This is a genomic window from Pseudomonas sp. PDM09, assembly GCF_014852305.1.
Lineage (GTDB): Bacteria > Pseudomonadota > Gammaproteobacteria > Pseudomonadales > Pseudomonadaceae > Aquipseudomonas.
Genome location: NZ_JACVBI010000001.1, coordinates 120,906 through 143,161, shown reverse-complemented (window position 1 = coordinate 143,161; position 22,256 = coordinate 120,906). Strand labels below are relative to the sequence as shown.

18 protein-coding genes are annotated in these 22,256 nt (G+C 59.2%); 7 read left to right on the top strand and 11 right to left on the bottom strand.

Annotated elements, in window-relative coordinates; genetic code table 11:
• Positions 1-46 precede the first annotated feature (46 nt).
• Together IB250_RS00560 and IB250_RS00555 are read left to right on the top strand one after the other, a co-directional pair.
• Entirely contained in the window at positions 47-628 is a 582-nt protein-coding gene (locus tag IB250_RS00560; RefSeq protein WP_123496503.1) for a PilZ domain-containing protein, read from the top strand.
• Between the two features lie 14 nt (positions 629-642).
• The gene (locus tag IB250_RS00555) at positions 643-1,365 is read left to right on the top strand and encodes a glycerophosphodiester phosphodiesterase (protein ID WP_192342562.1); all 723 of its coding nucleotides are present in this window, start codon (positions 643-645) and stop codon (positions 1,363-1,365) included.
• A 42-nt stretch (positions 1,366-1,407) separates the two neighbouring features.
• Here IB250_RS00555 and sthA read toward each other — a convergent pair whose 3' ends face one another.
• The 3 genes from sthA to IB250_RS00540 all read right to left on the bottom strand — a co-directional run bounded on the left by sthA (position 1,408) and on the right by IB250_RS00540 (position 5,675).
• Positions 1,408-2,802 (bottom strand): Si-specific NAD(P)(+) transhydrogenase, encoded by a 1,395-nt coding sequence (sthA, locus tag IB250_RS00550; RefSeq protein WP_008073074.1) that lies wholly within the window; start codon positions 2,800-2,802, stop codon positions 1,408-1,410.
• 206 nt (positions 2,803-3,008) lie between these two features.
• Positions 3,009-3,953: an FAD:protein FMN transferase gene (locus IB250_RS00545; protein ID WP_225603242.1), complete on the bottom strand. Its 945-nt coding sequence runs from the start codon at positions 3,951-3,953 to the stop codon at positions 3,009-3,011.
• Between the two features lie 258 nt (positions 3,954-4,211).
• Positions 4,212-5,675 carry a glyceraldehyde-3-phosphate dehydrogenase gene (locus IB250_RS00540; RefSeq protein ID WP_008073072.1) on the bottom strand — a complete coding sequence of 488 codons (1,464 nt, stop codon included), beginning with the start codon at positions 5,673-5,675 and terminating at the stop codon, positions 4,212-4,214.
• A gap of 362 nt (positions 5,676-6,037) precedes the next feature.
• Here IB250_RS00540 and mfd point away from each other — a divergent pair, with 362 nt between their 5' ends.
• From mfd to IB250_RS00525, 3 genes are read left to right on the top strand one after another with little or no spacing between them, the layout of a single operon-like run.
• Entirely contained in the window at positions 6,038-9,487 is a 3,450-nt protein-coding gene (gene mfd, locus IB250_RS00535) for a transcription-repair coupling factor (RefSeq protein ID WP_192342560.1), read from the top strand.
• Between the two features lie 10 nt (positions 9,488-9,497).
• A complete protein-coding gene (locus IB250_RS00530) occupies positions 9,498-10,073 on the top strand; it encodes a CsiV family protein (RefSeq protein WP_192342559.1) in 576 nt (191 codons plus the stop codon).
• 1 nt (position 10,074) lies between these two features.
• Entirely contained in the window at positions 10,075-12,765 is a 2,691-nt protein-coding gene (locus IB250_RS00525) for a DEAD/DEAH box helicase (protein ID WP_192342558.1), read from the top strand.
• A 136-nt stretch (positions 12,766-12,901) separates the two neighbouring features.
• Here the strand turns inward: IB250_RS00525 and IB250_RS00520 are convergent, their stop codons facing one another.
• The 3 genes from IB250_RS00520 to IB250_RS00510 form a co-directional block, all read right to left on the bottom strand.
• On the bottom strand, positions 12,902-13,639 hold the full coding sequence (locus IB250_RS00520; protein ID WP_192342557.1) for an S-methyl-5'-thioinosine phosphorylase: 738 nt from the start codon (positions 13,637-13,639) through the stop codon (positions 12,902-12,904).
• An 11-nt stretch (positions 13,640-13,650) separates the two neighbouring features.
• Complete coding sequence (nagZ, locus tag IB250_RS00515; RefSeq protein ID WP_225603240.1) at positions 13,651-14,661, bottom strand: beta-N-acetylhexosaminidase; 1,011 nt, start codon at positions 14,659-14,661, stop codon at positions 13,651-13,653.
• Between the two features lie 158 nt (positions 14,662-14,819).
• Entirely contained in the window at positions 14,820-15,527 is a 708-nt protein-coding gene (locus tag IB250_RS00510; protein WP_007907768.1) for a TetR/AcrR family transcriptional regulator, read from the bottom strand.
• Between the two features lie 229 nt (positions 15,528-15,756).
• On the opposite strand from IB250_RS00510, the gene lexA reads away from it, so the two are divergent.
• Entirely contained in the window at positions 15,757-16,365 is a 609-nt protein-coding gene (gene lexA / locus IB250_RS00505) for a transcriptional repressor LexA (RefSeq protein ID WP_007907770.1), read from the top strand.
• Positions 16,366-16,375: 10 nt separating this feature from the next.
• Positions 16,376-16,849 (top strand): SOS-induced cell division inhibitor SulA, encoded by a 474-nt coding sequence (sulA, locus tag IB250_RS00500; protein WP_192342556.1) that lies wholly within the window; start codon positions 16,376-16,378, stop codon positions 16,847-16,849.
• Positions 16,850-16,942: 93 nt separating this feature from the next.
• On the opposite strand, the gene IB250_RS00495 is transcribed toward sulA, so the two are convergent.
• The 5 genes from IB250_RS00495 to fadA form a co-directional block, all read right to left on the bottom strand.
• Positions 16,943-17,176, bottom strand: a complete 234-nt coding sequence (locus tag IB250_RS00495) for a hypothetical protein (RefSeq protein ID WP_007907774.1) — start codon at positions 17,174-17,176, stop codon at positions 16,943-16,945.
• A 141-nt stretch (positions 17,177-17,317) separates the two neighbouring features.
• Positions 17,318-17,842 (bottom strand): DUF6586 family protein, encoded by a 525-nt coding sequence (locus tag IB250_RS00490; RefSeq protein WP_008073064.1) that lies wholly within the window; start codon positions 17,840-17,842, stop codon positions 17,318-17,320.
• A gap of 138 nt (positions 17,843-17,980) precedes the next feature.
• Entirely contained in the window at positions 17,981-20,608 is a 2,628-nt protein-coding gene (topA, locus tag IB250_RS00485) for a type I DNA topoisomerase (protein WP_123496489.1), read from the bottom strand.
• 114 nt (positions 20,609-20,722) lie between these two features.
• Positions 20,723-20,959, bottom strand: a complete 237-nt coding sequence (locus tag IB250_RS00480; protein WP_007907781.1) for a DUF1653 domain-containing protein — start codon at positions 20,957-20,959, stop codon at positions 20,723-20,725.
• Between the two features lie 98 nt (positions 20,960-21,057).
• Positions 21,058-22,233, bottom strand: coding sequence for an acetyl-CoA C-acyltransferase FadA (gene fadA / locus IB250_RS00475; RefSeq protein ID WP_008007076.1), 1,176 nt, complete (start codon positions 22,231-22,233; stop codon positions 21,058-21,060).
• Positions 22,234-22,256 lie beyond the last annotated feature (23 nt).

Here is a 22,256-nt window from a genome sequence, read left to right as displayed (position 1 = left end):
ATAACCAGCTTTACACTCAGACCACCGCCGCTACCATGGGTTCGCCATGTCGACATTAGATGAAGAAGATCGCCGCGAATACTACCGTATCGAGGACACGATCGCACTGGAAATTCGGCCCCTGTCTGCTCCCGAAGCCGCAGGCCAGGAAGTGTTGCAGGATGCTTCCCCACTATTCAACCTGCTCAGCGAACTGCACCTGAGCGAATTCGAGTCGCAACACCTGTTGCGACAGATCAGCGAACGCGACCGGACCATCGCCGCGTTCCTGAAATCCCAGAACAAACGCATCGATCTGCTGAGCCAGGTCGTCGCCCTGACCGTGCTCGGACAGATCGGCGAACCGCAGCCGGTCATCCTCTCCGAAGGAGGTATCGACTTCCAGCATCCGACGCCCATCGCCACTGGCGCGCACCTGTCGGTCAAGCTGGTACTCATGCCGCAAGCCCTTGGCCTGCTGCTGCGTGCCCGCGTCACCCATTGCGACCGCAAGGGCGAAGGCTACGATGTCGGCACCGAGTTCGAATACCTGTCCGATGCCCAGCGGCAATTGCTGGCCCGTTACATCTTGCAGCGACAGGCACAAGAACGACGCCTGGCCCGCGAACAAAACGAATCAGGCATTTAATTTAAGGAAGAACCGTGACTCTCATCTACGGCCATCGCGGCGCCAAGGGCGAAGCACCGGAAAACACCCTGACCAGCTTTCAGGAATGCCTCAAGCACGGCGTACGCCGTTGCGAACTGGACTTGCACCTGTCCAAGGATGGCGAGTTGATGGTGATCCACGACCCGACCCTCAAACGCACCACCGAGCGTCGCGGCAAAGTAGTCGAACATACCGCCGCGGAGCTGGTGACCTACGACGCGCGCAAGGGCGGCCCGGGCTGGATCAAACCCTGCCCGATTCCAACGCTGGAAGAATTGTTCGAGAAATGTGATTTCGATCACTGGCAACTGGAAGTCAAAAGCGCTTCACGCACCCGCGCCGCGACCACCGTGCTGGCGATTCGTGAAATGGCGCAGCGTTTCGGTATGCGGGACAAGATCACGATTACGTCAAGTTCACGCGAAGTGTTGAAAGCCGCGCTGGACCTGGTGCCGGACGTGTCTCGCGGTTTGGTGGCCGAGTACGCCTGGCTCGACCCGTTGAAGGTCGCGCAAAACTATGGCTGTGGGATTCTGGCGCTGAACTGGACCCTGTGTACACCGGAACGCCTGCAGAAGGCGCAGCGTCAAGGGCTGCATGTGTCGGTGTGGACAGTCAACGAGCCCGCGCTGATGCGCAGACTCGCCGACTTCGGCGTTGACAGCCTGATTACAGACTTTCCCGGTTTGGCCACTGCCACGCTCGAGAATTGCTGAAATCGGTCTCCCCGGCCGGCTCAGGCCACCGGCCGGAGCCGCTCAAAAAAGCCGGTTGAGGCCATCGTACGCCGCTACCCGATAGGCTTCAGCCATGGTCGGGTAGTTGAACGTCGTGTTGACGAAGTACTTCAGGGTGTTCTGTTCGCCCGGCTGACTCATGATCGCCTGACCGATGTGCACGATTTCCGACGCCTGATAACCGAAGCAGTGAACGCCCAGTACTTCCAGGGTATCGCGATGGAACAGGATCTTCAGCATGCCTTGCGGTTCGCCGGCAATCTGCGCACGCGCCATGCCCTTGAAGAACGCCTTGCCCACTTCATACGGCACCTTGGCCTGAGTCAGCTCCTGCTCGTTCTTGCCGATCGAGCTGATCTCCGGAATGGTGTAGATGCCGGTTGGCACGTCGTTGACGAAGCGCCAGCTGCCATTGTCGACAATGCTGCCAGCGGCCGAACGCCCCTGGTCGTGCGCAGCACTGGCCAGGCTCGGCCAACCGATCACGTCACCGGCGCCGTAAATATTCGGCACGCAGGTGCGGTAGTTTTCGTCGACTTCGATCTGGCCACGGCTGTTGACCTTCACGCCGATATTTTCCAGACCCAGCTGATCGGTGTTGCCGGTACGACCGTTGCACCAGAGCAAGGCATCGGCCTTGATCTTCTTGCCGGACTTCAGGTGCAGGATCACGCCGTTGTCCACGCCTTCGACGCGGTCGTAGTCTTCGTTGTGGCGAACCGTGATGTTGTTATTGCTGAAGTGGTAACTCAGCGCCTGGGAAATTTCCGAGTCGAGGAAGCTCAGCAACTGACCACGGTTGTCCACCAGCTCGACCAGCACACCCAGACCACTGAAGATCGAGGCGTATTCGCAACCGATCACACCAGCGCCGTAAACGATGAGTTTGCGCGGGGTATGGCCGAGGCTGAGGATGGTGTCGCTATCGTAGATACGCGGGTGATGGAAATCGATGTCCGCCGGGCGATAAGGACGCGAGCCGGTGGCGATGATAATGTGCTTGGCCACCAGTTTTTCAACCACGCCGTTGGCGCAGACCACTTCGATGGTTTGCTCGTCAGCGAAGCTGCCGGTCCCGAAGAACACGTCGACGCGGTTACGGGCGTAGTAGCCGGTGCGCGAGGCGACTTGTTTGGAGATGACTTTTTCGGCGCTTTTCAAAACGTCCGGGAACGAGAACCAGCGCGGCTCACCAATGGCCCGGAACATCGGGTTGGTGTTGAACTGCATGATCTGCCGGACCGAGTGACGCAAGGCCTTGGACGGGATGGTGCCCAGGTGGGTGCAGTTGCCGCCGACCTGGCGACGGCTATCGACCATCGCCACCTTGCGCCCTGCTTTGGCGGCATTCATTGCCGCGCCTTCTCCGGCCGGGCCGGAACCCAACACCACCACGTCGTAGTTGTAGACAGCCATGCATACTCCTCAGAACAGGCCGCGGCGCCCTCGGCACCTGCGGCTAAATCACGCCGATCTGCGGCGTGAAGGAACAATTTGGGGCCAGTGCAGAACCCGGACACAGTCTATAGAAGCGTCAACGCCGGGCACATTAACCCTTGGTCGCGTCGTAGGCTAGTTTTGCCTGCACTACAACGCCATCAAAAACGCTTTTGATGCCGTAATCACTTGGTTTTCTCACCCACCAGGCGCTCAAAAGCCTGATTGGTGCGTGTGACGAAACCTGTATCGGCACGAATCACAAAGAATGCACCAATGTCATGGGTTTGGGCATAGTCCCAACCCCGTTCAGGACCGAGAATCAGCAACAGCGTCGATAGGCCATCGGCCATTAACGCTGAAGGATGAATCACTGTGACTGACGCCAGGGTGTGTAGGACCGGAGCTCCGGTACGGGCATCGAAGGTGTGGGAATAGCGCTGGCCACCCTGCTCGAAATAATTACGGTAGTCACCGGAGGTGGACACGCCATAGCCGTCGATGGCGATGACTTTTTGCGCGACTTGCTGATCGTCTCGGGGCTCTTCCAGGGCGATGCGCCAAGGCGAGCCATCGAGTTTTTTGCCGGCGGCCTTGAGTTCGCCAGTGACTTCAGTCAGGTAACTGTGGATACCCATTGCTTCGAGTTTCGCGGCAATCGTATCGACCGCGTAACCGGCAGCTATGCTGTTGAAGTCGAGCTCGACTGCCACGTCCTTGCACAACTGATCACCGTCGATGCGCAAGTGGCTGTGGCCGACGCGTTGCTGCACCTCGGCGAGCGCCTCGGCACTCGGCACTTTTTCCTCTCGCGCTTGCGGTCCGAATCCCCAGAGGTTGAGCAGCGGCTCCACCGTCAGGTCGAAGGAGCCATCGCTTAGCGAAGACAGTCGCTCGCCGACGCGGACCAGTTCGAGGATTGGCGCGGGCATTGTCTGACAGCGGTTAGCGGGCAAATTATTGAATCGTTCAATGTCGGAGTCGCTGCGATAGGTCGACATTTGCTGATCGATTTCAGCGAGGATTTTTTCAACCTGGATGCGGACTTCCGCCGGAGCGGGAAGATGGGCACGGCGCACGTACTTGATCGAATAGCTGCTGCCCATGGTCGGGCCGCTGAAACTCTCCATCGAATCGCTATTGCCGCAGCCAGTTAAGGCGCCTATCAGGACAACAACACTGCACCATCGCCATTTCAACAAACCCTGCCCCTCCTTGAAACCACGCCAAGACCGGCCATTATGCACCACCCCTTGTAGGAGCGAGGCTTGCCCGCGAAAGCGATGTGTCAGGCAAATCGCCTTCGCGGGCAAGCCTCGCTCCTGCGCGATCCCCACAAACAAAAACGCCCCAACCAAAGTCGGGGCGTTTTCATGTGCGGCTAAGGCTTAGCGCGGGAATGCTGGCGGGTTTACACCGGCCATGTCTTCCATCACGCGAACGACCTGGCAGCTGTAACCGAACTCGTTGTCGTACCAGACATACAGAACAACGCGGTTGTCCTGAACGATGGTCGCTTCCGCATCCACAACACCTGCGTGGCGCGAGCCAACGAAGTCGGTGGAAACCACTTCCTGCGAATTGACGTAGTCGATTTGCTTGTGCAGATCGGAGTGCAGCGCCATGTAGCGCAGGTACTCGTTCATCTCTTCACGGGTGGCGGCTTTCTCAAGGTTCAGGTTGAGAATGGCCATCGACACGTTCGGCGTCGGAACACGGATCGCGTTACCGGTCAGCTTGCCGGCCAGCTCAGGCAGCGCCTTGGCAGCAGCGGTGGCAGCACCAGTCTCGGTGATAACCATGTTCAGCGCGGCGCTACGGCCACGGCGATCACCCTTGTGGAAGTTGTCGATCAGGTTCTGGTCGTTGGTGTACGAGTGAACGGTTTCGACGTGACCGTTGATGATGCCGAACTTGTCATTCACAGCTTTCAGCACCGGCACGATGGCGTTGGTGGTGCAGGAAGCGGCGGACACGATCTTGTCGTCAGCGGTGATTTCACCGTGGTTGATGCCGTGAACAATGTTCTTCAGCTTGCCTTTGCCAGGCGCGGTCAGAACAACGCGGTCGATACCCGGGCAGGACAGGTGCTGGCCCAGGCCGTCGGCGTCACGCCATACACCGGTGTTATCCACCAGCAGCGCGTTTTTGATGCCGTACTGGGTGTAGTCCACTTCAGTCGGGTTCTTCGCGTAGATAACCTGGATCAGGTTGCCGTTGGCGGTGATGGTGTTATTGGCTTCATCAATGGTGATGGTGCCATTGAACGAACCGTGTACCGAGTCCCGACGCAGCAGGCTGGCACGCTTGACCAGATCGTTCTCGGCGCCCTTGCGGACAACGATGGCGCGCAGACGCAGGCCGTCGCCACCACCGGTTTTCTCGATCAGGATGCGCGCCAGCAGACGGCCGATACGACCGAAGCCGTACAGGACAACGTCGGTGCCGGTACGGCCGGAACCATTCTGCTTGCCGACCACATCGGCCAGTTCGTCACGGACGAACGCTTCGGCGGTACGGCCATTACCTTCGGCTTTGAATTTGACAGCCAGCTTGCCCAGGTCTACCGAAGCAGCGCCGAGCTTGAGCTCGCTCATTGCCTTGAGCAGCGGGAATGTTTCGTGGACGGACAATTCACTGTCATCGGACTGGCGATGGCGAGCAAAGCGGTGAGCTTTGAGAATCGCGATGACAGACTGGTTGATCAGACTGCGGCCATAGATCGAGCTCACCACGTTGTTATTGCGGTAGAGCTGACCGATAAGCGGAATCATCGCTTCTGCGAGTGCTTCACGGTCGATCCATTCACCAAGACACTGGTCGGGCTTCTGAGTCACGGTAACCTTCCACATGTAGGGGCAGAAAAAAGGGGCTACATTATGCCGCCGAGTGGCTCCTGTAGCAATGCGCGCCTGTCGCACTGGCGGTAACAAAATCCTGTTCAAAAAAATTACGCCCCGCTCAAGCCCAGTAAAACCGGGGTCTCCAGCATCGTCAATTTTTTGGAGACATCGCCGCCTTGTCCGTAACCATCCGTAACACGCGTTCGTTTTGCCACTACATAATCAGTAATTTTCACTAAAAAACCACTCGATTTTGTCATTACCACTACATTTTGCCCAACCCGCGTAATAGACATATCTGCAACTGACAGCCGGCACCTGAGGCCGTTACAATTGTCGACTTTGTCGCAACGCTTGGAGCTCAACCTTCCGTGCCCGTTCTGCGTCTACCGCTTCTCCCTGCCGCGGCAGGTAAACAGCACTGGGGCAACCTGCCCGGTGCCGCCCTGAGCCTGGCCATTGCCGAGGCCGCCAGCGCTGCCAAGCGCTTTACCCTGCTACTGACCGCCGACAGCCAGAGTGCCGAACGGCTGGAACAGGAGCTGAGTTTCTTCGCCCCGGATTTGCCTGTTCTGCATTTCCCAGACTGGGAAACCCTGCCCTACGACCTGTTCTCGCCACACCAGGACATCATCTCTCAGCGCATTTCCAGCCTTTATCGGCTGCCGGAGCTGGAGCATGGAGTGCTGGTCGTGCCGATCACCACGGCCCTGCACCGCCTGGCACCGACCAAATTTTTGCTGGGGAGCAGCCTGGTGCTGGACGTCGGCCAGAAGCTCGATGTCGAGCAAATGCGCACCCGGCTTGAAGCCAGCGGCTATCGTTACGTCGATACAGTTTATGAGCACGGCGAATTCACCGTGCGCGGCTCGCTGATCGATCTGTTCCCGATGGGCAGCAAACTGCCCTTCCGCATCGATCTGTTCGACGACGAAATCGAAACCCTGCGTACCTTCGATCCGGAAAACCAGCGCTCAATCGATAAGGTGGACACTGTTCGCCTGCTGCCGGCGCGGGAGTTCCCGCTGCAAAAGGACGCGGTCACCCGTTTCAAGGCGCGCTTTCGCGAGCGCTTCGATGTCGACTTCCGTCGCTGCCCGATCTTTCAGGATTTGAGCAGCGGGATTACCCCGGCCGGTATCGAGTACTACTTGCCGTTGTTCTTCGACGAAACCTCCACCCTGTTCGATTACCTGCCTCAGGACACGCAAGTGTTCTCTTTGCCTGGCATCGAACAGGCGGCGGAGAATTTCTGGAACGACGTGCGCAATCGTTACGAAGAGCGCCGCGTCGACCCATCCCGTCCGTTATTGCCACCGGCCGAGCTGTTCTTGCCCGTGGAAGATTGTTTTGCTCGCCTGAAGAGCTGGCCTCGTGTGGTTGCCAGTCAACAGGACGTGGAAACCGGTGTCGGTCGCGAGCGCTTCCCGGCTCAGTCGCTGCCGAACCTGGCCATCGAAGCCAAGGCCACTCAGCCGTTGGCGGCGCTGGCCGGTTTCCTCGACGAATTCCCTGGCCGCGTGCTGTTCACCGCCGAGTCCGCGGGCCGTCGTGAAGTGCTGCTGGAATTGCTGGAACGCCTGAAGCTGCGGCCGAAAACCGTCGACAGCTGGCCAGACTTTGTTGCGAGCAAGGAGCGCTTGGCGATCACCATCGCACCGCTCGACGAAGGACTGTTGCTGGACGATCCAGCCCTGGCCCTGGTCGCTGAAAGCCCGTTATTCGGCCAGCGCGTGATGCAGCGTCGCCGTCGCGAGAAACGCGCTGACGCCAACAACGATGCAGTGATCAAAAACCTCACCGAACTGCGCGAAGGCGCGCCGGTGGTGCACATCGATCATGGTGTCGGCCGCTATCTGGGGCTGACGATCCTGGAAATCGATAATCAAGCCGCCGAATTCCTGACCCTTGAATATGCCGAGAACGCCAAGCTGTACGTCCCGGTCGCCAACCTGCATTTGATCGCCCGCTACACCGGCAGCGACGATGCCTTGGCGCCGCTGCACCGCCTCGGCTCCGAAACCTGGCAGAAAGCCAAACGCAAAGCCGCCGAACAGGTGCGCGACGTGGCCGCCGAGTTGCTCGACATCTATGCCCGTCGCGCCGCTCGCGAGGGTTATGCCTTCGCCGACCCCAAAGCCGATTACGCGACCTTCAGCGCCGGTTTCCCGTTCGAAGAAACCCCGGACCAGCAAACCACCATCGAAGCGGTGCGCGCAGACATGCTCGCGCCGAAACCGATGGATCGCCTGGTCTGCGGCGACGTCGGTTTCGGCAAGACCGAAGTGGCGATGCGCGCGGCGTTCATCGCGGTGCATGGCGGTCGTCAGGTGGCGATTCTGGTGCCAACCACCCTGCTCGCCCAGCAACATTACAACAGCTTCCGCGACCGCTTCGCCGACTGGCCGGTGAGCGTGGAAGTGATGAGCCGCTTCAAGTCGACCAAGGAAGTCAACGCCGCGGTCGCGGACCTGGCCGAAGGCAAGATCGACATCGTCATCGGCACACACAAGCTGCTGCAAGACGACGTCAAAATCAAAAACCTCGGGCTGGTGATCATCGACGAAGAGCACCGTTTCGGTGTCCGTCAGAAAGAACAGCTCAAGGCGCTGCGCAGTGAAGTCGACATCCTGACACTGACCGCCACGCCAATTCCGCGCACGTTGAACATGGCGGTATCGGGCATGCGCGACCTGTCGATCATCGCCACGCCGCCGGCCCGCCGCCTGTCGGTGCGCACGTTCGTCATGGAGCAGAACAAGAGCACGGTAAAAGAAGCCCTGCTCCGTGAGTTGCTGCGTGGCGGCCAGGTCTACTACCTGCACAACGACGTGAAGACCATCGAGAAATGCGCCGCCGACCTCGCCGAACTGGTGCCGGAAGCACGGATCGGCATCGGCCACGGGCAGATGCGTGAACGCGATCTCGAACAGGTGATGAGCGACTTCTACCACAAGCGCTTCAACGTGCTGATCGCCTCGACCATCATCGAGACCGGCATCGACGTGCCGAGCGCCAATACCATCATCATCGAGCGTGCCGACAAGTTCGGTCTGGCGCAGTTGCATCAATTGCGTGGCCGCGTCGGTCGCAGCCACCACCAGGCGTATGCTTACCTGCTGACACCGCCGCGCCAGCAGATCACTCCCGATGCAGAAAAGCGTCTCGAAGCGATTGCCAACACCCAGGACCTCGGCGCGGGCTTCGTGCTCGCGACCAACGACCTGGAAATCCGCGGTGCCGGCGAACTGCTGGGCGACGGTCAGAGCGGGCAGATCCAGGCCGTCGGTTTCACGCTGTACATGGAAATGCTCGAGCGCGCGGTGAAGTCGATCCGCAAGGGCGAACAGCCAAACCTCGACCAACCGCTGGGCGGCGGTCCGGAAGTCAATCTGCGTGTACCGGCGCTGATCCCCGAGGACTATCTGCCGGATGTTCACGCGCGACTGATTCTCTACAAACGCATTGCCTCGGCCACCGATGAGGAAGGCCTCAAGGACCTGCAAGTGGAGATGATCGACCGTTTCGGCCTGCTGCCGGAGCCGACCAAGAACCTGGTGCGGATAACGGCGCTGAAATTGCAGGCCGAACAGTTGGGCATCAAGAAAGTCGACGGTGGTCCGCAAGGCGGTCGTATCGAGTTCGCGGCACAGACCCCGGTCGACCCGCTGACACTGATCAAACTGATCCAGAGCCAGCCCAAACGCTACAAGTTCGAAGGCGCCACGATGTTCAAATTCCAGGTCCCCATGGAGCGCCCGGAAGAACGTTTTAATACTGTAGAGGCGCTATTCGAGCGCCTCATTCCGACCACTGCTTGAAGGACGCCGCATGCGCCTGTTTCGCTCACTGACCTTGTTGATGTCGTTGTTTTCGCCGTTCGCCTCGACGGCGTTTGCCGATGATCTGTATCAGGTTGAAATGATTCTGGTGCGGCAAAACGCCGTGCCCGCCATCGTCAGCCGCGCCGCGCCGGAAGACTGGGATGCCGGCGCCCAACGCATCAGCCCCGACAGTTTTCGCACGCCGAGCCTTAATCCCGAAGTGGAAAAGCTCACCGCCAGCAATGAATACACAGTGCTGATGCACAAGGCCTGGCAACAAAAGCTCGGCGAAGAAGCCAGCAAAGTCGCGATCAGCGAAGGCACCGAGCAGTTCGGCCAGTTCCCGATCGAAGGCACGCTGAGCCTGAAACTGGGGCGTTTCACCGACGTCGATGCAGACTTCTGGGTCAATAAGATTGATGCCAACGGCCTGGTCACCGCCAGCGAACGCCTGAAGCAGGAAAGCCACACCAAGAACGGTCAACTGAACTTCCTCGACAACGGTCACCTGGGCCTGCTGATCAAGATCACCTCGCTGACCGCCCCTGCACCTCGGCCAGTCCCCGATGTAACTCCGGACTGATATGCCCCCGACCCTGAGCAAACCCCTGGCAACATCCTGGGTCAGCCGATTCAAGGAACAGAGCCTGGAGCGTGGCCGCCGCTACGCGCTGGAAAACCGCGTCAGGATCGTCGAAGTCGGCGACGCCACCATCACCGCCAGTTGCGAAGGCTCTGGCGGCAACGTTTACCGTCAGACCATTCGCCTGCGCGAGTCGGCCAAAGGCACCTTGCTGATGATCGACGCCACGTGCACCTGCCCGGTTCATAGCAACTGCAAACATTGCGCGGCGGTGTTGCTGCAAGTGCAGGAAACCCTCGCCTACCCGGCGGCGGCGAAAGACGCCGAACTGCTGGAAAAACTTCAGGCTGTCCTGGAAAACCGTAGCCCGAAAGCACCGCCGCAAGTGCTGGTGGACAACGTGCAACCGGTGCCGCGCCTGTGGCTGGCAAGTATCGAATTCAGTGCCTTTGAACCACGCAACGGCAAGATGCAGCGTTACATCCAGCATCGCGCGGCGCTTTCCTTCAGTTATCTGGACGAATACGTCAGCGGACAGAAAAACACTGACATCCTGATTCGTCAGGAGACACAGACGCTGCGGATAAAACGTCACCCGGAAGTCGAGCAGGCCTACAGGGAACAGCTGCGAATCCTCGGTTTCAAGATCGCCACCCGACAAAGCAAGGCCTTGCCCGAAAGTGCCGGCGAACTCTACGAGATGGTCAACGACAGCGCCTGGCTGACCTTCACCCTCAACGAGCTGCCGAAGCTGCGCACCCAAGGGTGGGAGTTGCAGATTGACGAGGACTTCGGCTTCGACCTGACCGCAGTTGAAGACTGGTACGCCACCGTCGAGCAGGCACCGGAGCGCGATTGGTTCGACCTGGAATTGGGGATCATCGTCAACGGCGAACGGCTGAGCCTGTTGCCGATCCTGTTAAACCTGATGCGCTCCCATACCGAGCTTCTCAACCCGGAACGCCTCGCCCGACGCCGCGACGACGAATTGATTCTGGTGAACATCCCGCAGCGCCGCAGCACCGACCAAGGCCCGCTGCAGGTCGCCCTGCCCTTCGGCCGCTTGAAACCGGTGCTGGCCACTCTCGGCGAGTTTTACCTGCAAGAGCCCGGTGAAACCACGCTGCGCCTGAGCAAGGCCGACGCCACGCGACTGAATCCGCTGGAAGGCCTGCCGCTGCTCTGGGAAGGTGGCGAGCAGATTCGCACCTTTGCCCAGCGCCTGCGTGACATCAAAGACCACACCGCAGTGGCACCCGAAGGCTTGAATGCCACCTTGCGCCCGTATCAGCTGGAAGGCCTGAGCTGGATGCAGTCGTTGCGGCAACTGGAAGTCGGCGGGATTCTCGCGGACGACATGGGCCTGGGCAAAACCCTACAGACCCTGGCACATATTCTCAGCGAGAAGAATGCCGGGCGTCTCGATCGGCCGTGCATGGTGGTCATGCCCACCAGCCTGATCCCCAACTGGCTCGACGAAGCCGCGCATTTCACGCCTCAGCTCAAAGTGCTGGCGCTGTACGGTGCCAGTCGCAAGAAGCACTTCGGCGATCTGGCCGACTACGACCTGATTCTGACCACTTATGCGCTGCTGCCCAAGGACGTCGAACGCCTCGCCGCGCAGCCGTTGCACGTATTGGTGCTGGATGAAGCGCAGTACATCAAGAATCCCAACAGCAAGGCCGCCCACGCCGCCCGCGAGCTGAATGCTCGCCAGCGCCTGTGCCTGAGTGGCACGCCACTGGAAAATCACCTCGGTGAGCTGTGGTCGCTGTTCCACTTCCTGCTGCCCGGCTGGCTCGGTGACGTGAAAAGCTTCAACCGCGATTACCGCGTACCGATAGAAAAGCGTGCCAGCGACGTAAGACTTCAGCACCTCAACGGTCGGATAAAACCGTTCCTGCTGCGCAGAACCAAGGAACAGGTGGCCACCGAACTGCCGCCGAAAACCGAGATCGTCCATTGGGTCGAGCTCAACGAAGCGCAGCGCGACGTGTACGAAACCATGCGCCTGGCCATGGACAAGAAAGTCCGCGACGAGATCACTCGCAAAGGCGTGGCGCGCAGCCAGATCATCATTCTTGAAGCCCTGCTGAAGCTGCGCCAGGTGTGCTGTGATTTACGCCTGGTCAACGATGCTGCCCTGCCCGCGCGCGGTAGCACCTCCGGCAAGCTTGATAGCCTGATGGAAATGCTTGAAGAGTTGTTCGAGGAAGGTCGGCGGATTCTGCTGTTTTCGCAGTTCACCTCAATGCTGTCGTTGATCGAGGACGAGCTGAAAAAACGCGGCGTGGCGTATGCGATCCTGACCGGACAAACCCGCGACCGACGCACGCCGGTGAAGGAATTCCAGAGCGGCAAGCGGCAGATCTTTCTGATCAGCTTGAAGGCCGGCGGTGTGGGGCTGAACCTGACCGAAGCCGACACGGTGATTCACTACGATCCATGGTGGAACCCGGCGACGGAAAATCAGGCGACGGATCGTGCCTATCGCATTGGTCAGGAGAAGCCGGTATTCGTCTACAAGATGATTGCCAGGGGCACGGTGGAAGAGAAAATTCAGCATCTGCAGAAGGAAAAATCCGATCTGGCCGCAGGCGTGCTGGATGGGCGCAAAACCGGAGACTGGAAGTTGCAGAGCGATGATATCGAGGCGCTGTTTGCGCCGTTGCCGGAAAAAATTGATAAGTAGCGGCGATTATTGAATTGCCATCGCGAGCAGGCTCGCTCCCACATTAATTTGTATTGTCTCCATTATGGTGGGCAAACACAGATCCAATGTGGGAGCGAGCCTGCTCGCGATGGGGGCGACTCGATGTAACGACTGATTAACCCTTAAGTACCCGCGCCAACGTCGACTTCACCTTACCCATCCCGTCACGCAATGCCTGCTCGATCTCGGTCATGGTGATCACCGCTGTCGACTTTCCTGCCGCCAGGTTCACCACCAGCGCCAGACAGGCGTAATCCAGTTCCAGCTCGCGGGCCAACGCCGCTTCCGGCATTCCGGTCATGCCGACAATGTCGCAACCGTCACGTTCCAGCCTCGCAACTTCAGCCACTGTTTCCAGACGCGGGCCCTGAGTGCAGGCGTACACGCCTTGGCTGCTGTAGCCAACGCCTTCAACCGCCAACGCCGCGATCAATTGCTGACGCAGGGGTTCGCTGTAGGGATAGCTGAAGTCGATGTGTGTGACCTGTTCCAGGTCATCGGCGAAATAGGTGTGTTCGCGGCCGCTGGTGTAGTCGATCAATTGATGTGGCACGCAGAAATGTCCGACGCCCATCGCAGTGTGAATCCCGCCCACGGCGTTGACCGCGAGAATCGCTTCGGCACCAGCCTGCTTCAAGGCCCACAGGTTGGCGCGGTAGTTCACCTGATGCGGCGGGAAACGGTGTGGGTGCCCATGACGCGCGAGAAACAGCACTTCCTTGCCGGCATACTCACCGATCTGCACTTCGGCCGAAGGCGTGCCGTAAGGCGTGTCCACCGCCAATGACTGACGAATGCTCAAGCCTTCGAGTTGAGTCAGGCCGGTGCCACCGATAATCGCGTAAACCGTCATGACGAAAATCCTCAATCAATCAATTGAGCTTCTTTGAGCGCGCCGATGGCCGCTAGCCAGCGCGGGTCTTGACGGTATTCGGTGCTGGCATACGCCTGCCCGCGCATCCGCGTAATACGCGCCGAAGGTTTGACCTTCAAACGCTGGGCGGCGCTCAAGGCCAGCTCGGCAGCTGCGCGATCGTTGCACACCAGACCCATGTCACAACCGGCGGTCAATGCCGCTTCGATGCGACTGGCGGCATCGCCGACCACATGGGCACCGGCCATCGACAGGTCATCACTGAAGATCACGCCATCGAACTGCAGCTCCCCACGCAGGATGTCCTGCAACCAGCGACGGGAGAAACCCGCAGGCTGGGAATCGACTTGTGGATAAATCACGTGGGCTGGCATGACGGCGGCCAGTTGCTTGCTCAATCGCGCAAACGGTACAAGATCGTTGGCGCGGATTTCGTCGAGGCTGCGCTCGTCGTTGGGAATCGCGACGTGGGAATCGGCTTCGGCCCAGCCATGCCCGGGGAAATGCTTGCCAGTGGCGGCCATTCCGGCGCTGTTCATGCCACGGATGAATGCACCGGCGAGCAAGGCTGCACGCTCGGGATCACCTTCGAACGAACGAGTGCCAACCACTGCACTGCGCTGGTAATCCAGGTCCAGCACGGGGGCGAAGCTCAGGTCGAGACCGACTGCGAGCACTTCGGTCGCCATGATCCAGCCACACTGCTCGGCCAGGTCCTCGGCATTCGGATTATCGGCGATGGCGCGCATGGCTGGCAACCGCACGAAGCCCTGACGAAGCCGTTGAACCCGACCGCCCTCTTGATCCACCGCCAGCAGCAGATCGGGACGAATGGCGCGGATCGAAGCGCTCAATTCGCGCACTTGGCGCGGGTGTTCGATGTTGCGGGCAAAAATGATCAGGCCGCCCACTTCGGGCTGGCGCAACAATTGGCGATCTTCAGCCGTCAGCCAGGTACCGGCGACGTCCACCATCAACGAGCCTTGCAGGCCAGCAGTCATAGAGATTCCTTGATTACGATAAACCCGGCTCGCACGAATTCGCCGCCATGGGCTGTGCCCGGCGGGTCGGCGATTTCAATGACGAGCGGGTTCAGAACGAGAGTCGGCATGGGCGGCTAGCTTAGCGGATGTCCGCTGCCGCGCCCACCCATGTGCGGTTAAACCTTGGCGGCGACCGGGGCCGATTTGCTGCGTGGACGCAACTGCGCGGTGGCCATGGCAGTGTCAGTGACGCCGGTTTCTGCCCGCATGCCAGCGGCCAGGAACGGCACCATCAGACGCATCACCTGTTCGATGGAAGTGTTGACGCCGAAGTCGGTCTCGGCAATCGCACGCAAGGCCTTGATCCCCGACATACTGAATGCCGCGGCACCCAGCATGAAGTGCACACGCCAGAACAGTTCGATCGGGGGAATGCGCGGCGCGGCCTCGTTGACCAGCATCATGTAGCGGCGGAACACCTTGCCGTACATATCTTCCAGATAACGACGCAAGTGCCCTTGGCTCTGACTGAACGCCAGCCCCAGCAAACGCATGAAGATGGACAGGTCGTTGCCGCTGCGCGGCTGCACCACCAGAGCTTGCTCGACCAGAATCTCCAGCAACTCTTCAAGGGTCGGCTTGTTCTCGGGTTTGGCCTGACGGCGCTCCAGCTCTTTATCGAGACTGAGGCAGAATGGCCCGAGAAAACGCGAGAAGACCGCCTGGATCAGCGCCTTCTTCGAGCCGAAGTGATAATTCACCGCCGCCAGATTGACACCGGCCTTGCTGGTGATCAGACGCAACGAGGTTTCAGCAAAACCTTTTTCCGCGAACAACTGCTCGGCAGCATCGAGAATGCGTTCAACGGTTTCCGACTGGGCCATGGCTACTCCGCCTGACAAACACTTGTTTGAAACATACGTTTCAGCCCTGGCCTTGTCAAGTCTGGCGGTTCGTTTTGGGAATGGTCGGTCAGGTATTTAACCATACAACAGCAGCGCATCAATCAGCGAGCGAAATGACCGTCCAGCGCCCGGCGAAAAAAGGGGCATTGCCAAGACCGGTTCACTGTATATAATCCCAGTCACTGTATAAAAAGACAGAGCGATCAATATGCTAAAGCTGACGCCACGCCAAGCAGAGATTCTGGCCTTCATCAAACGTTGCCTTGAAGACAACGGCTACCCGCCGACCCGCGCGGAAATCGCTCAGGAACTGGGTTTCAAGTCGCCCAATGCGGCGGAAGAACACCTCAAGGCGCTGGCCCGCAAGGGGGCGATCGAGATGACTCCGGGTGCCTCCCGCGGCATCCGCATCCCCGGCTTCGAAGCCAAGGCCGACGAGTCCAGCTTGCCGATCATTGGCCGGGTGGCTGCCGGTGCGCCGATCCTCGCCCAGCAACACATCGAAGAATCCTGCAACATCAATCCTTCATTCTTCCATCCTCGCGCTGACTATCTGCTGCGGGTCCATGGCATGAGCATGAAAGATGTCGGCATTTTCGACGGCGACCTGCTGGCCGTTCATACCACCCGCGAAGCTCGCAACGGCCAGATCGTGGTGGCGCGAATCGGTGACGAAGTGACCGTCAAGCGCTTCAAGCGCGATGGCAGCAAGGTCTGGTTGATTGCCGAAAACCCTGAATTCGCCCCTATCGAAGTCAACCTGAAAGATCAGGAGCTGGTCATCGAAGGCTTGAGTGTCGGCGTGATTCGCCGCTAAAGGAGACTTTATGCAGTTCCCACATACTCCACAGCAAGCCCAACTGCCGTTGTTTGAGGCGTTCATGGCGCAGCCATTGACGCCGATCCTGAAGGACGTAGTCGAATCGCCCTGGAGCGCCGAACCCGAAGTCTTCAGCGAGCTGTCACTGCGCGGCGCGGCCGGGAACTGCCTGAACCTTCTGGCACCGATTCTCCGGGAACTGAGCCAGGATCAGGATGCACGCTGGCTGACACTCATCGCCCCGCCTGCCAGCCTGACACAAGCCTGGTTACGGGACGCCGGTCTGAACCGTGAGCGTATTCTGCTCCTGCAACCGCGCGGCACGCAGAGCGCTCAGCAGTTGACCTGCGAAGCCTTGCGACTTGGCCGCAGCCATACAGTCGTCAGTTGGCTTAACCCGCTGAGCACAACGTCGCGGCAACAGTTGATCAGCGCTGCCCGTATCGGGGATGCGCAAAGTCTGAATATTCGACTGGGTTAACTGACAAACACGGTGCGCGCTGAACGGCGCGGGGCTTCTCCAGGGATAGAGAAGCCGATCTGTAGAGGTATTCGAAGAATCCGACGGGCGGGATCAATGAAGAACCCGTGGCCCCTCTTCCTTATCAAATTCGCCTTCCACCAGGCGTCCTGCCATCTGAACACCGACACTCAACATCGCCTTGGCGACTTCCACATGCTGGCCTTGCAGGAAAACCTTGGCATCCTCGGAGAAATCCAAAGTAACCAGAGAACCCTCGTCCTCGGCCCTGCGCAGCTCGATTCGGCCGTCTGGTAACTCGACAATTTCTAGAAAGGACGTTGGCATAAAGGTCTGTTCTCCACGAAAGGCGGGGATTATATAGGCATCAGCCAAGCTTCGCTCGGGATCTTGACCAAATGCCATCACGAAGAGAAATTTCTGACATCACTCTTCCTTGAGCGGACCCGTCCCTAAACACTCAATCTTTCAGCACTCGTTCAACCCTTCGCGAAACCGAATCGCCAGACCTTTAAGGTTCTGACGCCAGCTCTCCAGCTCTTCCCGACTCAGCTCTTCCGGCGCCTCTTCTTCATCCAGATTAACGGCCTGGATTAGCGGCTGCGTCACATCACCCTTGGGCTTATGCGGCGCGCGAGGCGGCTGAAACAGTGCGGCATGTGCCGACAGCAATTTGGCCAGCCAGGTTTCAGGGTTTTGGGCCAGTTCGACCATCTCGGCCATTTCCGGAATAGCGATGGTTTCGAGCACTTCGCGGGTCAGCAGCATCTCTGCCCGCGGCGCATTGGCCTGAGGCAGGCGATAGAAACCGGCGATTTCATGGCACAGCCCCAACAGCGCACCGTACAGGTGAAACAACGCCGATTCGCGCCCGGCCTGAATCAGCGCGAGGGAGTTCATCGCCCGCCCCTCTTCGGCTTTGGCAAGCGCTTCCAGCGACAGGCCGGCGAAATAAATCTTCTGGTTGGTACGGGTATAGAGTTCGTGGGCCATGACGGCAGTCTCCACAACGAAATTATTGCTTCACGCAGGTCAGACAGTGTCGTGGATCACCTGAGCTTCCCGCAAGCCCAAAACAAAAGGCCGCATGAAAACCCGTGGGTTGTCATGCGGCCTTTTGCGTACAGCCTTTTAAGCCTTGGCTGATGGACGCTTGTCTTCAACCGTCCACTTGCCGCCGTCGTAATACGCCTTCCAGCCAGTCGGTTTACCGTCAACCTCAGTCTGCACGTATTGCTCTTTGGTCTTGCGGCTGTAACGAATGACCGAAGGAAGGCCGTCCGGATCTTTCTTCGGCGCTTCGCAGAGGAAATGGTACTTCGGATCGATCTCATCCTTGTGCGGCACGATCTCCATGACCAATGGAGCACGGGTCTCGCGGTTTTTCGGGAACTGGCTGGCCGCCAGGAACAAGCCGGAAGCACCGTCGCGCAAGATATAGGTGTCGTTGACCTTTTCGCATTTGAGCTCAGGCATCTTCACCGGGTCCATCTTCGGCGGCGCCGCGTCACCGCTTTTCAGCAGCTTGCGGGTGTTCTTGCAGGTGGCGTTGGTGCAACCGAAGAACTTGCCGAAACGGCCGGTCTTGAGCTGCATCTCGCTGCCGCACTTGTCGCACTCCAGGCTCGGACCTTCATAGCCTTTGATGCGATAGGTGCCCTCTTCGATTTCGTAGCCAGAGCAATCCGGGTTGTTACCGCAGATGTGCAGCTTGCGCTTCTCGTCGAGCAGGTAAGCGTCCATGGCCGTGCTGCAGATCGGGCAGCGATGCTTGCCACGCAGGACCAGCGACTCGGACTCACCCTCGTCGTCCGCAGCGATTTCATCGCCCGGCACCAGGTTGACGGTGGCCTTGCAACGCTCTTTCGGCGGCAGGCTATAGCCCGAGCAACCGAGGAATACGCCCGTCGAAGCCGTACGGATCTGCATCGGACGACCGCACAACACGCACGGAATGTCAGTCATCACCGGCTGATTGGCGCGCATGCCGCCTTCGGCACTTTCGGCTACTTCGAGTTTCTTCTTGAAGTCGCCATAGAACTCGTCGAGCACGTTTTTCCAGTCGCGTTCGCCCTGAGCCACGTCATCGAGGTTCTCTTCCATACCGGCGGTGAAGCCGTAGTCCATGAGATTGGAGAAGCTCTCGGCCAGACGCTCGGTGACGATGTCGCCCATCTTTTCCGAATAGAAACGACGGTTGTGCAGCGCCACGTAGCCGCGGTCCTGGATGGTCGAAATGATCGCGGCATAGGTCGAAGGACGACCGATGCCGCGCTTTTCCATTTCTTTAACCAGGCTCGCTTCCGAGTAACGCGCCGGCGGCTTGGTGAAGTGCTGGGTCGGATCAAGCTTGATCAGCTTCATCGCGTCGCCCTGGGCCATGTCCGGCAGCACGTCGTCATCGCCAGGCTTGGCAATTTGCGGCATGACGCGGGTGTAACCGTCGAACTTCAGGATGCGGCCCTTGGCACGCAACTCGAAGTCGCCGGCACCAACGGTGACCGTGGTCGACAGGTATTGCGCCGGCAGCATCTGGCAAGCGAGGAACTGGCGCCAGATCAGCTCGTAGAGCCGTTCTGCATCACGCTCCATGCCCGACAGCTTGCTTGGCTCGGTATTGGCGTCGGACGGACGAATCGCTTCGTGAGCCTCTTGTGCGCCTTCCTTGCTGCTGTAGACGTTCGGGTTTTCCGGCAGGTATTTCTTGCCGAACTCGCCTTCAATATAGGTACGTGCCATCGTCACGGCATCGGCCGAGAGGTTGGTGGAGTCGGTACGCATATAGGTGATGTAGCCGGCTTCGTACAAACGCTGGGCCATCATCATGGTTTTCTTCACACCGAAGCCCAGGCGGTTACTCGCGGCCTGTTGCAGGGTGGAGGTGATGAACGGTGCCGACGGCTTGCTGCTGGTCGGTTTGTCTTCACGTTTGACGATGCTGTAGCTGGAAGCCTTGAGCTTTTCCAGCGCGGCCATGGCCTGGGTTTCGTTGAGCGGCTTGAAGGCTTCGCCTTTCTCGCGGGCCACGTCGAAGCGCACGGTCGCACCCTTGGCAGTGCCGAGGTCGGCATGAACTTCCCAGTACTCTTCCGGGTTGAACGCGCGGATTTCACGCTCACGCTCGACCACCAGCTTCACGGCAACCGATTGCACGCGACCGGCGGACAGGCCACGAGCGACCTTGGCCCACAGCAGCGGCGAAACCATGTAACCCACCACGCGGTCGAGGAAACGACGCGCTTGCTGGGCGTTTACTCGATCGATGTCCAGCTCGCCCGGTTTGGAGAAGGCTTCCTGGATCGCTTTCTTGGTGATTTCGTTGAACACCACGCGCTTGTAGCGGCTGTCGTCACCACCGATGGCTTCGCGCAGGTGCCAGGCAATGGCTTCCCCCTCGCGATCCAAGTCGGTTGCGAGATAGATGGTGTCAGCATCTTTGGCGAGCCGGCGCAGCTCTTCGATGACTTTTTCCTTGCCCGGGAGGATCTCGTACTTGGCTTTCCAGCCATGATCGGGATCGACACCCATGCGCGAGACCAGCTGCTTGCGCGCTTTCTCTTTCGGCGTGAGCACCGGACCTTCACCTGCGGCGGCCTTGCCGCGCTTGGCGGCTGGCTCTTTGCTGGCGCTAGCCGAACCGCTGGTGGGCAGGTCTCGGATATGGCCGATACTCGACTTCACCACGTATTGGTTACCCAGATACTTGTTGATGGTCTTGGCCTTAGCCGGGGATTCCACAATGACCAGCGATTTGCCCATGGATCAGAAAATTCCTGAATTCTAGAAGTGAAAGGCGGTTGGCGCCTGACGCGGCACCGCTATATATAGTGGCTACAAGGTGAGGTCAAGCGCAGGGTTCTGCGCGCACTCCCCTTATGGCTGTGGAAAAACGCTCGGTTCGGCTTGCACCAAAGCAAAGCGTGGCACCTGTTCGCCGTCAACCTCGACCGACTCCAGGAACATGCTCAAGGGACGCACCCAAAAGCCGTAATCGCCATACAGGGCTTGGTAGAAGACCACTTCCTCTTCGGTTTCCGAATGCCGCGCAACAGCGAATACGCGGTACTGCGGACCTTTGTAATGTTCGTAGAGCCCAGGTTGTATCGGCATGGTTTGGCCCTCACTGAAATTTTTTCAAAATAAAAACAAAATAAATCCGGAAAAACAAAAACCGGGGCACTTGGCCCCGGCTTCCATCAGCGAAACGCTTAAACGCGTTCGAAGACGGTGGAGATGCCTTGGCCGAGACCAATGCACATGGTGGCTACCCCGAAGGTACCGCCATTCTGCTTCATCACGTTCAGCAAAGTGCCGGAGATACGGGCACCAGAGCAACCGAACGGGTGACCCAGGGCGATCGCGCCGCCGTGCAGGTTAACCTTCTCGTTCATCTTGTCGAGCACTTTCAAATCTTTCAGCACTGGCAGCGCCTGTGCGGCGAAAGCTTCGTTGAGCTCGAAGAAGTCGATATCGTTGATACCAAGACCCGCGCGCTTCAGTGCTTTCTGCGTTGCCGGTACTGGACCATAGCCCATGATCGCCGGGTCCACACCTGCCACTGCCATCGAACGGATCACCGCCATCGGCTGGATGCCCAGGTCTTGGGCACGCTGCGCCGACATCACGATCATGCACGAAGCACCGTCGGTGATCTGCGACGAAGTACCGGCTGTCACGGTGCCGCCCTTCGGGTTAAACGCTGGCTTCAGAGCCGCCAGGCTTTCCAGGGTGGTTTCCGGACGAATGGTTTCGTCGTAGTCGAACAGTTTCAGGAAACCGTTCTCGTCGTAGCCCTGCATCGGGATGATTTCGTCTTTGAACTTGCCTTCCAGAGTCGCCTTGTGGGCGAGCTGGTGGGAGCGCACGCCAAAGGCGTCCTGTTGTTCGCGAGTAATGCCGTGCATTTTGCCGAGCATTTCCGCGGTCAGGCCCATCATGCCCGAGGCTTTCGCCGCATACAGGGACATGTGCGGGTTCGGATCGACACCGTGCATCATGCTCACGTGGCCCATATGCTCGACGCCACCAACCACGAACACGTCACCGTTACCGGTCATGATCGCTTGCGCAGCGGTGTGCAGAGCACTCATCGACGAGCCACACAGACGGCTGACGGTCTGGCCGGCCGCGGTGTGAGGGATCTGCGTCATCAGGGACGCCATGCGGGCGATGTTCCAGCCCTGCTCCAGGGTCTGGTTCACACAGCCCCAGATCACGTCTTCAACTTCGCTCGGGTCGACCTTGACGTTGCGCTCCAGCAATTTGCTGATCAGGTGCGCCGACATGTCTTCGGCGCGGGTGTTGCGGTGCATGCCGCCCTTGGAGCGGCCCATCGGCGTACGACCGAAGTCGACAATCACGACGTCTCTAGGATTCAAGCTCATATACTTTCACTCTCGCTCTAGTG

Bases quoted from the DNA above. Each gene is read 5' to 3' on its own strand.
- IB250_RS00560 (WP_123496503.1), top strand. From the start codon at position 47: ATGTCGACATTAGATGAAGAAGATCGCCGCGAATACTACCGTATCGAG.
- sthA (WP_008073074.1), bottom strand. From the start codon at position 2,802: ATGGCTGTCTACAACTACGACGTGGTGGTGTTGGGTTCCGGCCCGGCC.
- IB250_RS00545 (WP_225603242.1), bottom strand. From the start codon at position 3,953: ATGGAGAGTTTCAGCGGCCCGACCATGGGCAGCAGCTATTCGATCAAG.
- IB250_RS00540 (WP_008073072.1), bottom strand. From the start codon at position 5,675: ATGTGGAAGGTTACCGTGACTCAGAAGCCCGACCAGTGTCTTGGTGAA.
- IB250_RS00530 (WP_192342559.1), top strand. From the start codon at position 9,498: ATGCGCCTGTTTCGCTCACTGACCTTGTTGATGTCGTTGTTTTCGCCG.
- IB250_RS00525 (WP_192342558.1), top strand. From the start codon at position 10,075: ATGCCCCCGACCCTGAGCAAACCCCTGGCAACATCCTGGGTCAGCCGA.
- IB250_RS00520 (WP_192342557.1), bottom strand. From the start codon at position 13,639: ATGACGGTTTACGCGATTATCGGTGGCACCGGCCTGACTCAACTCGAA.
- nagZ (WP_225603240.1), bottom strand. From the start codon at position 14,661: ATGACTGCTGGCCTGCAAGGCTCGTTGATGGTGGACGTCGCCGGTACC.
- IB250_RS00510 (WP_007907768.1), bottom strand. From the start codon at position 15,527: ATGGCCCAGTCGGAAACCGTTGAACGCATTCTCGATGCTGCCGAGCAG.
- lexA (WP_007907770.1), top strand. From the start codon at position 15,757: ATGCTAAAGCTGACGCCACGCCAAGCAGAGATTCTGGCCTTCATCAAA.
- sulA (WP_192342556.1), top strand. From the start codon at position 16,376: ATGCAGTTCCCACATACTCCACAGCAAGCCCAACTGCCGTTGTTTGAG.
- IB250_RS00495 (WP_007907774.1), bottom strand. From the start codon at position 17,176: ATGCCAACGTCCTTTCTAGAAATTGTCGAGTTACCAGACGGCCGAATC.
- IB250_RS00490 (WP_008073064.1), bottom strand. From the start codon at position 17,842: ATGGCCCACGAACTCTATACCCGTACCAACCAGAAGATTTATTTCGCC.
- topA (WP_123496489.1), bottom strand. From the start codon at position 20,608: ATGGGCAAATCGCTGGTCATTGTGGAATCCCCGGCTAAGGCCAAGACC.
- IB250_RS00480 (WP_007907781.1), bottom strand. From the start codon at position 20,959: ATGCCGATACAACCTGGGCTCTACGAACATTACAAAGGTCCGCAGTAC.
- fadA (WP_008007076.1), bottom strand. From the start codon at position 22,233: ATGAGCTTGAATCCTAGAGACGTCGTGATTGTCGACTTCGGTCGTACG.